We start from the raw sequence: 14,221 nt of genomic DNA, 5'->3' as shown, positions 1-14,221 counted from the left end.
AAGCTTATTCGCGCCAGTTCCGCGAGGGCACTTCGTCACCCTGTCTTGGTTGGTCCGGCTGTGGGTCTGAAGGGGTTCTCGCTTGGGGGCCGTGGGCCCCAGGATCAAGTGAATTTAGGTGAATTTGTGGGCTGGCCTAAGCGTATACTCGCCCTCGTAGCGCCTCGTCAGAGGTGTCGCTACCGCGGCGCGTTAAACGTCGCATCGACCAAATGTTTGGGGGAAGCATTGGCCACCGACTCAACATCGGCAACTGCCGATCAGAAACGCTCTGCACTCGCATATGCCGGCCGCAGCCGCATCGGTGGTCTTGCGCTCCTCGAGGAGCCCGACGAAGTGTGTGAACTGCGCGTGGAGTCGTGGTTCCCGAAGCCCGCCGACGTTGTGATCGACTTCTGCCTTCAGCGCCAGAACTTCATCGCGATCATGCCCGACCGAATGCAGGTCATTTGGTCGTCGACCGAGACGGGTGAGTTGGGCGGCACGTACCACTTCCGCTGGTGGCTGAAGGACGTGATTCCCGTCCAGTGGGTGGCGTTCATCGACTCGTACACACCAGGCCACGAATTCAGCGACCAGCAGGTTCGGGGCTTTTTCCGCTACTTCCACCACACCCATACAGCTGTGGACGACGGCACAGGGAGTCGCTACACCGACACTCTGCGGTTCGCCGGGCCGTTTGGCGCCCGTGTGGATCGTGCGGTGTTACTGGGGCAGATGCGGAGGACATTCCGTGCGCGGCACGAGCGAATGAACCGCATGCTTTCGGTACTGGCATAACCGTCCGGATCTGCGCGGTGTCCGCCCCGGCGGAGCCGCGGCGTCAAATCCCCGCTGCAACCCGTTCCACCGACACGCCCTCCTCACAACAGACGCCCCGGCTTAGTTGTTCCGCCCCCGCGCCGCCACCGTCCAATGCTCCACCACGGCCCCGGCACGGACCACAGTCACCTCATCAACGAGGTTCATGGTGAGGCACACATGGTTGGGGATGACCCGGAGCCGCGTGCCCAAGGGCGGCAGTTCCGAAGAATCCGGCCACACAACCGTGGCGTGGTGCTCGGATAGCGCGGTAACGCGGGCCTCTGGGTATTCGGGAAGCCGCCCATATCCTGTGGCCCAGTCCGGGCGGTCACTGCCCAGGATCTTGCTGCCGGCATCCACCACAACGCGGCGCATGTTCCCGCCGCGGGCTTCGTGCCTGCTGACCACGGTAGCGGCGACGGTCAGCGCGACATCGTCCCAGTTGCAGCGGTCGAGTTCCAATTGCTGGGCGTCACCGAACACGTAAACTCCGGGGCGCAGTTCGGTTGCCGCGGTGTCACCGGAGATCAGGGCAGTAGGTGTGGATCCCCCGCTGATGGTCTTCACGTCAAAGCCGGCCTGCGTCAAAGCCTTGGCGGCCGTCCCCAACGATTCATTCTCGTTGCTCGCCGCCCCGACGGGCATGCCGGGCTTGTAGCTGTGCCCCGGGAAAGTAAAGACCCCTGCCACGTTCAGCCCGGCAGAAGCGGCGGCGCGCGCAACATCCACCACCTCGTCCGGCAGCACGCCGCTCCGGTGATGTCCGCTATCCACTTCGATCAGCACCTCAATGCTTCCGGCATCCGTACCCAGCTGGCGACCCATCGCCGTCGCACTTTCCGCTGAATCCACGCCGACCGCGAGGCGGCACTGAGCCGCCAAGGCGCGAAGCCGTTCCGCGTGGGACGCTTCCACCCAGAGCGGGTAGGCGATGAAGATGTCCGTCACGCCGTCCGCAGCGAAGACCTCGGCCTCGCCGATCGTGGCCACAGTGATGCCAACGGCTCCCGCCGCGAACTGCTTACGCGCGATCTCCAGCGTTTTGTGCGTCTTCACGTGTGGACGAAGCCCCAGCCCGCGCCCGCGCATGCTCGACGCCATCCGTTCGATGTTCCGGTCCAGGACATCGACGTCGATCAGGACGGCAGGGGTGATGACTTCAGCGGGAATCACGTTCATTCCTCAAACACTAACGGCCGGGACGCTGACCCCCCGAAGCCAACCACCCTACGGCGCCGACTGCCTGACGCGCATTTCGAACGCCGCTTTCGGTTGCTGAACAGTGAGGGCGGCGTCCTTGCTTTCAATTCGCTGGATGAGGAGTTCGACGGCGCGCTCCGCAATTTCCGTCCGTCCCGGCGCCACAGTAGTCAACGACGGCGACGCGAACCGCGACTCATCAATGTCATCGAACCCCGCCACGGCTATCTCTTCTGGGACTTTCCGGCCGCGAACCAGCAGTTCGTGCAGTGCCCCCAGGGCGAGGACGTCGTTAAGCCCGAAAACGGCGTCGAATTCCACACCACTTTCCAACAACCTCGCGATGGCGTCCGCACCGCCGTCGCGCCGCCAATCGCAGGGGACCACCAACGCCGGGTCATGCTCCACACCTGCAGCAGCGAGCGCAGCCCGGTACCCGCGGAGGCGAAGGCCGTTGCTGCCGGCTTCGTCGCCGTCGTGCGCGCCCAGGACTGCTATACGACGGCGGCCACCCGCCAGCAAGTGCGTGGTAACCGCGGCCGCAGCTTCCTGGTTTTGGATGAGGACCATGTCCAAGCGCGGGTCCTGCACGAATTCGCCCAGGAGGACCAGCGGTTTCTTACCGGCAGCGGCGATGATCTCTTCGGCGTCGAGCGCTAGCGGGATGAACAAGAGACCGTCCGTGAGGCTGCGGAACTGGCCTTGAAGCGCAGCTTTCTCATGCTCGGGCTCGTTGCCGGACTGCTCCACCAGGACACGGTAACCGCGGGCCCACGCCGCCTTCATGATGTCCGAGGCGAGTTCGGCGTAGTAGGGAATGGAAAGATCTGCCAAGACCAAACCGAGCATGCTGGTCTTTCCGGATCGGAGACTGCGGGCCGTCAGATTGGTTTCGTAGCCGAGCTCGTCGATCGCATCAAGGACGCGCTGCTTGGTGGCCGGCCGGATGAACTCGTAGTTGTTGATGACGTTGGAGACCGTCTTCAGCGAGACTCCCGCCGCGCGTGCGACGTCGTTCATGGTGACCGCCATGCAAATGCTCCTTCTGTACGTTGTCAAACATCGTTGCAGATAGGGGGCCTCATACAGTGTCCATCACCGCGGCGACTGCCTCGATTTCCACCAGCTGCTGGTCATAGCCGAGGACTGTGACGCCCATGTGCATGTTCTCGATCGCCTTCTCTGCTTGGGCCTTGTAGTCACCGATTCCGGCCGTGGAGCCGTCCGCATTCAACGGGCAGGATCCCGCGAGGAAGATCAGCCGGGCCTCTGCCGGCGCTGTGGCGGCGTAGGCGTACTGGGCGACGGAACTGAGCTTATCGGAGCGAATCAGGCTTACTGCGCTGGGCATGGACGTCCTTCTTTTTGTCGGTTGAGTACATCCCATCACGGGCCGCCGCCCTGTCATGTTGAATGGCATCGGCGTAGTGTCGGGAGTAGGAGATTTCGGGTTGCGGCTAATGGTCCGGAGTTGAATATCCGGGCTTTGCGCGAACACGAGCGCACTGCCGCCCAGCCGGAGATGCGTGGACTCCGGTGATGCTGGAATTGAGGCCGCATGGCCCAGAGTGACGCAGTGCCCACAGCCGAACAGCTGCAGGACCTGCTTTTGGAAAGCCCGGGGTTCACCGAATTTCTTCTTGGATTGGCAACCATTTCGGCGTCCCTTCTTGGGGGTGACTCGCCCATGTTGTGCGCCATCACGGTGGAGCGTGAGGGCGGCCCATCCACAGTTGCGAGCAGCAATGACGCTGCCCGACGCCTGGATGAAAAACAATACGAGTTCGACGACGGCCCTTGCCTTACGGCCCTCCGGCAGCAGCGCACGGTGTTGATTCCGGACCTTCAGACCGATGAGTCCTGGCAGCACTATGCAAGGGAAATCTCGGATGAGGGCATCCGTTCTGTGCTGGCAGTGCCGATCCCAACCGATGACGGGTCGAAGTGTGCGCTGAACTGCTACTCCACAGAGCTGGGAACTTTTGACCCTGACACAGTTGCGCGGGTGGAAAGGCATGCCGAATCATTGTCAAGGATTCTGCGGCTGGCCCTTCGCCTGCACGCCGAAGACCCCTATCCTGAACATCTCAGGTCCGCTTTCAAATCCCGCGCCGTCGTGGATGCTGCAATCGCCCTGATCATGATGCAGAACCACTGCAACCGGGAGTCAGCGCTCCGGCTTATACAAGTGGCCTCACGCAACAGCAATAAACGGCTCCATGAAATAGCCGGAGACATCCTGGACCGTGCCGGCTACATGGATCAGGAGGGCCGGTAGATTTCATGAACCCTGAACCCTGGGATGTGCCGGGAAACCATGGAGAATTTGATCAACGTCTGCGGGCGTCTTGCAGATTCCAGGTGGGAAATATCAGCCTTGATAGATTGTGGACCTACTATTTCGGGATTGGAGGAAACGCCGACGAATTGGCTTTGGAGGCCTACCTTAACGAACTTCTGACCCTAACCCCCGGTCAGATGCAACTCGTAGACACTGCCTTGAAGGAGCTCAGCTCTAACGGTCGGACGGAACCGGCCGGGCAGTAGTAAGGAAACACGCATTGACTGAAACCCAGCCCTCGGAACAGATTCCCGTCCCGGCCCCTGACGAGGACCACGTAGATCTGACGGACTTTCTGGTGCACCTTCAGGAGCTACTCGTGGAGAATGCCGACATTCGGGAATTCCTCCAGGATCTTGTCGACATGACTGCCGGAAGACTCAGCCGGAATGGCAACACCATCGCTTGCGGCGTAACTGTTATTCGTCAGAAGAAGCCTGTAGCCGTGGCGGACAGCGATCCCCTGGCCCGCAGACTGGACGACATCCAGAACAGCTTTGGAGACGGCCCCTGCCTCACCGCCCTCCGCACACGCACCATCACGCACGTCCCGAATGTCCGTGAGGAAACCCGATGGGCGGACTATTGAAGGCCGCCGTCTGCACGGACGTAGGCTCAATTCTCGCCCTGCCGATGGAATTGAACAGCACCGCAGAATCCGTGGTAAACCTTTACTCAACGCGTCCCCACGGCTTCTCCCAGGAGGACATCGCCGCTGCTGAGAGGATCACAGCAACGGGAGCGAAAGCGCTGTACTTAGCCCTGAAAATTGCCCAGCTGCGGGATGCCCGGGAGAACCTCGCAGCCGCCTTGGACTCACGCACGGCGATCGATACCGCCGTCGGAATCGTTATGGCGCAGAACCGCTGCAGCCGCGATGCCGCATTTCAGATTCTGGTCAGCGCTTCCAGCCACCGCAACATCAAGCTTCGAACTGTAGCGGAGAACGTCATCAGCCATGTTGCGGGAGACCGGAATATCACCACCGCATTTGAGGAGTAGAAATTGGGCCACTCGGTTGGGGTATGAGGTTCCAAAAGCACTAGGCTGGAATTGCAACACGAAATCCAGCAATTCACAGAATTTACGTGTCGGCTTGCCGACATGAACGGCCGGGAGAAGACCATGACGAAGAAGCAACTTCCTCTGGATGAACTCTCCGGTGCCATCGGCAGGATACTGGGCCTTCTCCTCACCGAGGAAAAGGTGGATCACGCGGTTCAGAACCTTTCACAGGCCATCAAGGAATCCGTACCGGGGACTATTGGCGCAGGGGTTTCCATCCTCGATTCCCAAGCCCGCAGAACCAGCACAGGTTTCACGGACAGCATCGTGGAGCAAGCCGACCATCTGCAGTACGAACTCGGCCAAGGTCCTTGCCTCACTGCCTGGGCGTCTGAGGAGACGGTTCTTCTCCATGACGTCCGCACAGACCCCCGTTGGCCCGAATGGAGCGCCTCCGTCAGCACTTTGCCCATCAGGTCAGTCATCAGCGCCCCCCTCATGGCCAACGGACACAGCATCGGTGCCATCAAAATTTATGCTTCCGAACCTTCCGTGTTTGACGCCGCCGCTGTTTCGTTGATGGAGCTCTATGCTTCCCCCGCCGCTACGCTTCTAGCCCACATCCAGAGCACCGAGACACCCAAGCGCATCAGCGAGGGTCTCCAAGTGGCCCTGAACAGCCGCGACCTGGTCAATCGGGCTTGCGGAATCCTCATGGAACGCCACAAAACTACTCATGAACGTGCCCTCCAACAACTGATACTGCAGGCTCGTAACCAGAGCCAGAGCCTCCAGGAAGTCAGTGCGGAGCTCGTAGCCGGGATCCCGGCAGACCGGAACTAGGGCCGCAGGACTATGGGCTTCGATAACAACGAACCCGAGCAACGCCGCCGACTCCATGCGGCACTTTCAGGCGCGGGGATCACCACAGGCACTTTATGGCTGCAGTACTTCAGCATCGGCGGATCGGTGGGCGAGTACGAGGTTGAAGCTTACCTGCAGGGAATGCTCTCCCTCCCCGAGCTGGAACGCGACCTCCTGGCCATGGCTGCTAACGAACTGTCCAACAGCGGTCCCGGACCCCACGCGCCGTACTCCGATGAATTCCCCCTCGATGCTCCGCGGGAAACCGATTCCACGGAGGACGGCCCCGCTTCCTCGTAGCTGTCACACCCCGCTCATTTTCCTGCAACGCGCCCGCAACAAACATGCGCAAAGCTGGGTCCCATAGACGACGCGCAGCCAGCTGAGGGGTGCAGACATGAGCATTGTAAACAGGGATCTTTTCCAGGCACTAAAGACACAGGCAAGCCTGGCGCAGGCGTTCGGCACTTTGCCCGGAAGCCAGGATGAACCACATGCGCTGAAGCCGGGCGAGTTCATCGAGGCGTGGCACAACGGCCGCCTTTATCATCGGGGCACCGTAGTGAAAACAGTGGCCGGCACCGACCTTTTTTGGCTCCAGGACGAAACCGGCAGCCGCCGCCTGCTGGACATGGAGTCAATGGAAATCGTGACTGGCGACGAGCCAGCCCCGGCACCTGCAACGCAGGCACCGGAGCCCACCCCGACTGCCACGGTCACGCCGATCTCGGCGTACCCGATCTTCAGGGACGGTTCGCAGGCTATTGCCTAGGAGTTGAGGGCCAGCCGGATCATGCTCCAGCTCACGGCCGGAAGCTCGGCGGTGAGGCGGCCGCCGTCGAGCTTTACACTGACGTTTTCGGACGGCAGGACCGACGTCGAATCGTCAGCCGTCGCCTGCCAGTACGGGTCTTTATTCGTGTAGGTAACAGCCTCTATGACTTTGCTTGCGTTGAGACTTCCGACCGCGGCATCCAACGTCAGCGCCCCGGCGGCAGAGCGGTTCACAGCGAACACCACGGCCTCGTTGGCTTTGGCGTCATAGGTTGCCACGGCTGACAGCGACGTGAATCCGGACGTCTTTTCGCTGGAAAGCTGTGGGGATTCGACGGCGAGATTCAGTACCGTGCCCGAGGCGTGCTGCGAGGTGAGCGCGAACGGGTGGAAGGTGGTCTGCTTCCAGGCGCGGCCGCCTGGCTCAGTCATGATCGGCGCGATCACGTTGACCAGCTGGGCGAGGCTCGCGGAGTGGACGCGGTCCGTGTTGCGCAGCAAGGTGATGAGGAGGTCGCCCACCACCACGGCGTCCGCCACCGTGTAGCGGTCCTCGAGCAGCACGGGGGCGACAGGCCAGTCGTCCCCGGTGGGGGCCTTGGACTCGTCGCGGGACATGTGCCAGACATTCCATTCATCGAAGGAAATGTTGACCTGCTTTGCGGATTTCGTTGCCGATTGCACGTGGTCGATGTGGGACACGAGGTCCTTGATGAAGGCTTCCATGCGGTGCCCGGCGGAGAGATGCTCCTGCAGGTCTCCGAAGTCCTCGAAGTACTGGTGCGCCGAGATCAGGTCCACCAGTTCATAGGTCTCGCTGAGGACCACACGCTCCCATTCACCAAACGTCGGCATGGTGGGTGCCGAGCTTCCGCAGGCAACCAGTTCAAGATCCGGGTTGACCATGCGCATTGCCCGCGCCGTTTCGGCGGCAACCCGCGCGTACTCGCCCGCCTTCTTATGGCCGATCTGCCAGAAGCCGTCCATTTCGTTTCCGAGGCACCACATTTTGATGTTATGGGGCTCGACGGCGCCATTCGCCTTGCGCTGTTCGGACAGGGCCGTTCCACCCTTGATGTTGGAATATTCCAACAGATCCAAAGCTTCCTGGGTTCCTCGAGTGCCCAGGTTGACGGCCATCATGGGCTCGACGCCGGCCTTCTCGGACCACTTGGCGAACTCGTCCACGCCCACCAGGTTCGGGTCGCTGGAGTGCCAGGCGAGGTCGAGCCGTGTGGGGCGGTCTTCCTTGGGCCCAACTCCGTCTTCCCAGCGATAGCCCGAGACGAAGTTGCCGCCCGGATACCGGACCGTGGAGACACCCAGTTCCTTGGTGAGCTCCAGGACGTCGGTGCGGAACCCGTCCTCATCGGCCTTGGGGTGCCCGGGCTCGAAGATGCCCGTGTAGACGCAGCGGCCCAGGTGCTCCACGAAAGCGCCGAAAGTCTTCCTCCTGACGGGGCCGACCACGAACGCGGGGTCAAGGGTGATTTTGGCCGTGGGGTTCTCTTGATTTCCCAAAGGGTGAGTCCTTATCTGCTGGGTTGCTGCTTTGCCGTTTTCTACAACGTTATAGAAACTATGCTGACTGTGCCGAGGGGTGTGAGTCAAGGGTTTTCTTCACCCGGCTCTCCCAAGCCCGCTCTTGTTTGCCGGGCACACCGTTGTGTGGCGGGAGATTCGTACCGAAGCGGGTTTGCGTCCCACGTAGGCTGAGTCCCATGTCATCCGGGAACGTTGCAGCCGCCTATTCCGCCCGCGCAGCCGAGTACACCTCGCTGTTCGGATCGATCAGCTGCACGCATCCGGCCGATCAGCAGCTGATTCTCGCGTGGGCACGGGGCCTTTCCGGCAAGGTCATCGACGCCGGCTGCGGACCCGGACACTGGACGGATTTCCTGCACTCCGCCGGAGTGTCCGTCGAGGGCGTGGACTTGCTCCAGGCGTTCATCAAAACTGCCAGGCAGCATTACCCGGACGCTCAGTTCTCTGTCGGATCAATTGAAAGATTGCCGACGGCGGATCGGTCACTAGCAGGGATCCTCGCCTGGTACTCGGTGATTCACACTCCCCCTGATGCCATCGAAGCGGCTCTGGACGAGTTCTCCCGGTGCATCAAGCCCGGCGGGAGCCTTCTGCTCGGTTTCTTCGAGGGCCCCGCCCTTGAGGCTTTCCCTCATGCGGTGACTCCGGCTTACTTCTGGCCTGTGGAGGAGATCTCGGCTCGGCTTCGGATGGCCGGATTCACAGTTGTCAGCACCCACTCCCGCGTCGACCCCGGAGCCCGCCCACATGCCGCCATCATTGCCCGGCGTGCGAAACTCTGACTTTCAGCACACCCACACTCACCCTTGTTTGCTGACCCCGCCGTTGTGCGGCGGGACATTCGAACCAAGGCAGGATTCGTGGGGCGAGGGAAACAAAAAACAGGCCGGAGACTCAACGTCTCCGGCCTGTCTTGGAGGGTGGGCCCTGTGGGGATCGAACCCACGACCCACGGATTAAAAGTCCGATGCTCTACCAACTGAGCTAAAGGCCCCTCCAGCTGTAGAAACAGCCATGAATACTGTACCCCAACGTCACGGTAGACGAGGAACTCAAGGCGGCATGCGCCGTCGTCACCTGTTTTGGGAGAAAGTTCGACGGCGGCGCGCGGCGGCAGCGGCGTGTCGGGCCCGGGGCGGCGGCAAAGTAGGTGGTGACGGCACGCCGGCAGCACGAACGGCAGCCCCGGCAACCGTTACTCGACCCCACCAGAGCACAGGAGTACGGTGAACTCATGAGCGAACAGCCAGGATCACGTGCGTACGGCGGAGCGAACAGGCATCACAAACCCAAGCCCTTCGCGCCCATCGATTTCGAGCCGTTCGCGGGCGGGGCAGATCCCGCCCGGGTTTCGGAGGCAGCCCATCTGGCCGCACAGGCGCTGGTGAGACGCGGCCGGGACAGCGATGACCCCAAGGTCACCCACCGCCTGGTGAAGCTGGCTGACGAGCAGGGCCTCGAAGCCATCGCCGAGATGTGGGCCGAGAGCCCTGCGCGTTCCTTGCCCGGCGCTCTTTGGAGGCTCTACGCCCTCCGTGCCGCCACCATCCAGAACCCCGAACGGATCTCCGTCTACTTCAGGGCAGGACGTGACACCGCACAGGTTTCCAACGTGGTGGCCGGCGCAGCAGAGCCGCCGGGAGCCGACGAAATGAAGACCATGGCTGACGCCATTTTGTCCGGCGCTTTCGACGGCGAGTTCGACGTCGCGCTGGAACGCTCCGCCGCGTTCTGCCGCGTGGTGGCGCTCGGCCAAGCGACTCTTGCCGACGGCGCGGAACACAGCAACGAGGGCCACGCCAGCAAGCTCACACGTAATTCGCACCAGCTGGTGAAGACTGCCGAGGACCTCGAGCACGCGGCCAACGCGTGGCGCTTGGGAGAGCTCGACTAACCAGGTAAAAGGGCGAAACGTACCCACGTCGGGCCCGGACTGTCAATGTTGACTTAGCCCGCCTGACGGTGAAAACTAAAACTGGTGTCGAACCGCGAAACCCCCGGGCTTCAACTTACAGCCGCTTCGAGCGGCCTACCGCCGAGAGGCGTATCCGGTTCGGCACCATTTTTATGCCCGAACGCAGCTTTGCCCGGGCTTGCACTGTGGCAGACCCGGGCAAATGCGCTGAAAACTACTTCAGCGTGACCGTGGTTTCGGCCTTTTCCTTCTTGTCGTGGTCCAGCTTGCCGTCTGCTGCAGCAGGAGTCATGGTCGCCTTGATCTCGGTTTCCTTGCCCGCGGTGTAGGCGAAGTTCTCCGCAATATTGAAGGACTCGCCCGGCTTCAGCACGAACGGGGCCTCTTCCTTGAGCTTGGTGCCGGAGCTGCTGAGGCCGTGCTTTTTGTAACCATCGCTGCTGGAATCGGACGGCATTCCGCCGAGGTACTTCCAGTCCGTGTACTTCGCGCTGGGAGTGATCAGCGAGTGGCTCAGGGGAATGTCCGCGGACGAGGTGTTGGTGACCACGTAGTTCAGGTAAACCACGGGATCGCCCTTCTTGAGCAGGTTTTCCTTGGTTTCCTTGTCCACGAACATGCTGTCCTTGGACGCGACATCGGTGGCCACCTGGTAGATGTCCACGCTGAAGCTGTCGCCCTTGAGGCTGCCCAGCTTGTCCCCTGCTTCCGAGATGGGCAGCGCCCAGGCCGCTACCTTGTAAGAACCCGAGGAGGTGCCGGCGCCTTCTGACGAAGTCGAGGCCAACGGGGAAGCAGACGCTGAAGGCGAGTTGGACGCAGACGAGGACGACGACGATTCGGGACCAGCCGTCGTCGGGCCCGCCGTTGCTCCGCCGCAGGCGGTCAGGGCCAGCAGGCCGGCAGCGGCAAGGCCCGTGATTTTCACTACATTGTTGAATCGCATAGTTCCCCCATTGAGTGGATTAATTGAGTGCTTACCCAGTGTTGCACGGTTACGGAGGCTCAGCGATGGGGACTACTCCCCGTCACGGTGTCCTGCCCTTCACCGACGCCGTGGCAGTGCCGGTAAAGTTGGGAGCGAAACGGGCGGCGTCAAGTCAAACCACCCGTGCCCATCCGTCCCCAGCCCGGAAGCGAAATGAAGCTGCGCCTTTTTCCCCAGGAACCTGCCGGGCTCGTACTGCTCGCGCAGATGGCCGGCGTCATCGTTGCCGCTACTGGAACGCTCTCGGAAATACTCGGGGCGCCCGCCAGTGAGCACCAGCGTCTCGCCGAAGAATTGCACGAGCACGAGTCCAAGTCCTTGGACCTGCATTTCGCACTGCTGACGCACATGCGCACCAGCTTTGTGAACCCGCTCCCCCGCGAGGACATGTATACGCTCTCCCGCCACCTCAATGAGGCCATGGAGAAGTTGGACGCCGCCGGAGATCTTGTAGCTCTCTACAAGCTGGATCGGCTCCCCAAGCGCGCTGCAGACCAGTTGGAGATCATCAGCCGGCAGGCCGAGCTTACGGTGGATGCGATGCGGAAGCTTGAGGACCTGGACGAACTTGAGGACTACTGGATCGAGATCCTTCGGCTGGCCAAACGTGCTGAGCGGTCGCACCGGATCTGGGTGGCCGAGATGCTTAAGGATATGAAGTCCACGCAGTACGCGCGGCACCGGGACATCGCCAACCAGCTGGTGGAAGTCACCAAGGACATGCGGAAGGTCGCCACCCAGGTAGGCAGCATCATCGTCAAGGAATCATGACGTGACCATCGCCTTCCTGGCCCTCGTGGTTGCTCTGGCCTCCGGGTTCGCATTCCTGAACGGCTTCCGCGACGTCTCCAACGCCGTCGCGCTGTCCACGCGGACCCGCGCCCTCACGCCGTCAGTGGCTGTGCTTTTGGCTGCAGTCTTCAATTTTGTGGGCGCCATGCTCAGCGGCACCTTCATCCTCGCCTTCACGCAATCGTGGATCACGTTGCCGGAGGGCACCAGTGGGCTCACCATGCTGGCGTCCGCGCTCACCGCAGCCATCTTGTGGGGCGTGTACGCGTGGTGGCGAGGCATTCCTTTGTCCTCCACCAACTCATTGATTGGCGGCCTGATCGGTGCCGGGGCCGCGAGTGTCCTTGTGGGCGGCAACGCGGTGGGAGGCATGGACAATGTCCTGCTGACCCAGGTGGCCCTGCCCCTGGTGCTCTCCCCCGTCATCGCCTTCGTGGCTGCATACCTGCTGGTGTGGCCTGTGACGTGGGCTGCGCGCTACACCCAACCGAACGTTGTAAACCGTCGGTTCCGGCGGGCGCAGGCCATCTCAACCGCCGCTGTGGCATTCGGCCACGGGCTCCAGGACGGCCAGCGCACGGCAGCCGTCATGGTCCTGGCCATGGTGGCCGCGGGCTTGTCCAGCGGCAGCGACGTACCTCTCTGGATCCTCCTGCTCACCGCTATCATGCTCACGGCAGGGACCATGTTTGGCGGCTGGCGGATCTCCCACACCCTCGGCCACAAACTCATTCGGGTGGATCCGCTGCGCGGTTTCGTGGCGCAGACCCTGACGTCCGTGATGCTCTTCATCGGCGCAATCGGATTTCACCTACCGCTTTCCACCACCCATACGTTGACCGCCTCCGTGCTGGGTTCGGGCGTCAACCAGCGGTTCCACACCGTCAACAGGCGCTTGGTCAGGAGGGTCCTGCTGTTCTGGGTGGCCACACCGTTGATCACGGCAGCTGCGGCCTTCATCCTGGAGCTGGCGTTCTCGCCCCTCGCTGACCTCTAAACCCAAGTAAGTCGCAGCAGAGCGCGTTATGAAGGCTCAAAACGCGCTCTGCTGCGACTTACTTGGGTAAGAAAAAACGACGGCGGCCGTACCCCCAAGGCGACGGCCGCCGTCGTTCTGTGCCGACTCCCCCCATAGAAGCCGGAACCTGTAGAACCCCTTATCCGAAGCGGCCGGAGACGTAGTCTTCCGTTGCCTTTTGGGCAGGGTTGTTGAAGATGCTGGTGGTGTCAGCGAACTCGATCAGTTTGCCGGGCTTGCCGGTGCCCGCAATGTTGAAGAACGCAGTCTTGTCGGACACACGCGCAGCCTGCTGCATGTTGTGGGTCACGATCACCACTGTGTACTGGTCCTTGAGCTCGTTGATGAGGTCCTCAACGGCCAAAGTGGAGATAGGGTCCAGTGCGGAGCAAGGCTCATCCATGAGGATCACTTGGGGCTCCACGGCGATGGCGCGGGCGATGCAGAGGCGCTGCTGCTGACCACCGGAAAGGCCGGAGCCGGGCTTGTCCAGGCGGTCCTTCACTTCGTTCCACAGGTTGGCTCCCACCAGGGACTTCTCCACCAAGGCATCCGCTGCGCCCTTGGAGATCTTCTTGTTGTTCAGCTTCACACCGGCCAGCACGTTGTCACGGATGGACATGGTGGGGAACGGGTTGGGGCGCTGGAAAACCATACCAACCTGGGTGCGGACGGTCACGGGGTCAACACCGGGTCCGTAGAGGTTGTCCCCGTCCAGGAGGACCTCGCCCTCAACGCGTGCGCCGGGAAGGACCTCGTGCATGCGGTTCAGCGTGCGGAGGAAGGTGGACTTGCCGCAGCCGGACGGGCCAATGAAAGCCGTCACGGACTTGGCTTGGATGTTGATGTTGACGTCCTCGACGGCCAGGAAGTTGCCGTAGTAGACATTCAGGTCTTTGACGTCGATGCGCTTAGACATGGTGTTCCTTTGTTCCTTGGGGGGTGTGGAAGTTTGAAGGGGCCGCCGGGAAACCG

General features: G+C 61.9%; 17 protein-coding genes and 1 tRNA gene. 11 read left to right on the top strand and 7 right to left on the bottom strand.

Annotation, left to right across the window (positions count from 1 at the left end):
* The first annotated feature begins 228 nt into the window (after positions 1-228).
* Entirely contained in the window at positions 229-780 is a 552-nt protein-coding gene (locus AC6CH8_RS07270; RefSeq protein ID WP_420179716.1) for an SRPBCC family protein, read from the top strand.
* Positions 781-882: 102 nt separating this feature from the next.
* Here the strand turns inward: AC6CH8_RS07270 and AC6CH8_RS07265 are convergent, their stop codons facing one another.
* From AC6CH8_RS07265 to AC6CH8_RS07255, 3 genes are read right to left on the bottom strand one after another with little or no spacing between them, the layout of a single operon-like run.
* Positions 883-1,983: a D-TA family PLP-dependent enzyme gene (locus AC6CH8_RS07265; protein ID WP_498189641.1), complete on the bottom strand. Its 1,101-nt coding sequence runs from the start codon at positions 1,981-1,983 to the stop codon at positions 883-885.
* Positions 1,984-2,031: 48 nt separating this feature from the next.
* Positions 2,032-3,036, bottom strand: a complete 1,005-nt coding sequence (locus AC6CH8_RS07260; protein WP_498189639.1) for a LacI family DNA-binding transcriptional regulator — start codon at positions 3,034-3,036, stop codon at positions 2,032-2,034.
* Positions 3,037-3,085: 49 nt separating this feature from the next.
* The gene (locus AC6CH8_RS07255) at positions 3,086-3,355 is read right to left on the bottom strand and encodes a hypothetical protein (RefSeq protein ID WP_498189637.1); all 270 of its coding nucleotides are present in this window, start codon (positions 3,353-3,355) and stop codon (positions 3,086-3,088) included.
* 207 nt (positions 3,356-3,562) lie between these two features.
* On the opposite strand from AC6CH8_RS07255, the gene AC6CH8_RS07250 reads away from it, so the two are divergent.
* From AC6CH8_RS07250 to AC6CH8_RS07225, 6 genes are all read left to right on the top strand, one after another.
* Positions 3,563-4,282 carry a GAF and ANTAR domain-containing protein gene (locus tag AC6CH8_RS07250; protein WP_498189635.1) on the top strand — a complete coding sequence of 240 codons (720 nt, stop codon included), beginning with the start codon at positions 3,563-3,565 and terminating at the stop codon, positions 4,280-4,282.
* Positions 4,283-4,565: 283 nt separating this feature from the next.
* Positions 4,566-4,934: a hypothetical protein gene (locus AC6CH8_RS07245; protein ID WP_498189633.1), complete on the top strand. Its 369-nt coding sequence runs from the start codon at positions 4,566-4,568 to the stop codon at positions 4,932-4,934.
* Positions 4,919-5,347, top strand: coding sequence for an ANTAR domain-containing protein (locus AC6CH8_RS07240; protein WP_498189631.1), 429 nt, complete (start codon positions 4,919-4,921; stop codon positions 5,345-5,347). The genes AC6CH8_RS07245 and AC6CH8_RS07240 overlap by 16 nt, the downstream gene beginning before the upstream one ends.
* 123 nt (positions 5,348-5,470) lie before the next feature.
* Positions 5,471-6,193: a GAF and ANTAR domain-containing protein gene (locus AC6CH8_RS07235; RefSeq protein ID WP_498189629.1), complete on the top strand. Its 723-nt coding sequence runs from the start codon at positions 5,471-5,473 to the stop codon at positions 6,191-6,193.
* Between the two features lie 12 nt (positions 6,194-6,205).
* A complete protein-coding gene (locus tag AC6CH8_RS07230; protein ID WP_420179709.1) occupies positions 6,206-6,514 on the top strand; it encodes a hypothetical protein in 309 nt (102 codons plus the stop codon).
* Between the two features lie 97 nt (positions 6,515-6,611).
* Positions 6,612-6,986 carry a hypothetical protein gene (locus AC6CH8_RS07225; protein ID WP_364307183.1) on the top strand — a complete coding sequence of 125 codons (375 nt, stop codon included), beginning with the start codon at positions 6,612-6,614 and terminating at the stop codon, positions 6,984-6,986.
* Here the strand turns inward: AC6CH8_RS07225 and arfA are convergent.
* The gene (arfA, locus tag AC6CH8_RS07220; RefSeq protein WP_498189626.1) at positions 6,983-8,509 is read right to left on the bottom strand and encodes an arabinosylfuranosidase ArfA; all 1,527 of its coding nucleotides are present in this window, start codon (positions 8,507-8,509) and stop codon (positions 6,983-6,985) included. The genes AC6CH8_RS07225 and arfA overlap by 4 nt on opposite strands.
* 200 nt (positions 8,510-8,709) lie before the next feature.
* Between arfA and AC6CH8_RS07215 the strand changes: the two genes are divergently transcribed.
* Positions 8,710-9,315, top strand: coding sequence for a class I SAM-dependent methyltransferase (locus tag AC6CH8_RS07215; protein ID WP_498189624.1), 606 nt, complete (start codon positions 8,710-8,712; stop codon positions 9,313-9,315).
* Positions 9,316-9,454: 139 nt separating this feature from the next.
* Here AC6CH8_RS07215 and AC6CH8_RS07210 read toward each other — a convergent pair.
* Positions 9,455-9,527 (bottom strand) — tRNA-Lys (locus AC6CH8_RS07210).
* 240 nt (positions 9,528-9,767) lie between these two features.
* On the opposite strand from AC6CH8_RS07210, the gene AC6CH8_RS07205 reads away from it, so the two are divergent.
* Positions 9,768-10,427 (top strand): hypothetical protein, encoded by a 660-nt coding sequence (locus AC6CH8_RS07205; RefSeq protein ID WP_091464593.1) that lies wholly within the window; start codon positions 9,768-9,770, stop codon positions 10,425-10,427.
* 235 nt (positions 10,428-10,662) lie between these two features.
* Here the strand turns inward: AC6CH8_RS07205 and AC6CH8_RS07200 are convergent, their stop codons facing one another.
* Positions 10,663-11,394, bottom strand: a complete 732-nt coding sequence (locus tag AC6CH8_RS07200; protein WP_498189622.1) for a hypothetical protein — start codon at positions 11,392-11,394, stop codon at positions 10,663-10,665.
* Positions 11,395-11,589: 195 nt separating this feature from the next.
* On the opposite strand from AC6CH8_RS07200, the gene AC6CH8_RS07195 reads away from it, so the two are divergent.
* Both AC6CH8_RS07195 and AC6CH8_RS07190 read left to right on the top strand, forming a co-directional pair.
* Positions 11,590-12,207, top strand: coding sequence for a DUF47 domain-containing protein (locus tag AC6CH8_RS07195; protein ID WP_043469600.1), 618 nt, complete (start codon positions 11,590-11,592; stop codon positions 12,205-12,207).
* 1 nt (position 12,208) lies between these two features.
* A complete protein-coding gene (locus AC6CH8_RS07190) occupies positions 12,209-13,225 on the top strand; it encodes an inorganic phosphate transporter (RefSeq protein WP_420179651.1) in 1,017 nt (338 codons plus the stop codon).
* A 160-nt stretch (positions 13,226-13,385) separates the two neighbouring features.
* Here the strand turns inward: AC6CH8_RS07190 and pstB are convergent, their stop codons facing one another.
* Complete coding sequence (gene pstB, locus AC6CH8_RS07185) at positions 13,386-14,165, bottom strand: phosphate ABC transporter ATP-binding protein PstB (RefSeq protein ID WP_017197024.1); 780 nt, start codon at positions 14,163-14,165, stop codon at positions 13,386-13,388.
* Positions 14,166-14,221 lie beyond the last annotated feature (56 nt).

It is taken from the genome of Paenarthrobacter sp. GQ52 (assembly GCF_059759005.1).
Note: the sequence above shows the minus strand (reverse complement) of the source record. Positions and strands in the feature narration are given on the sequence as shown.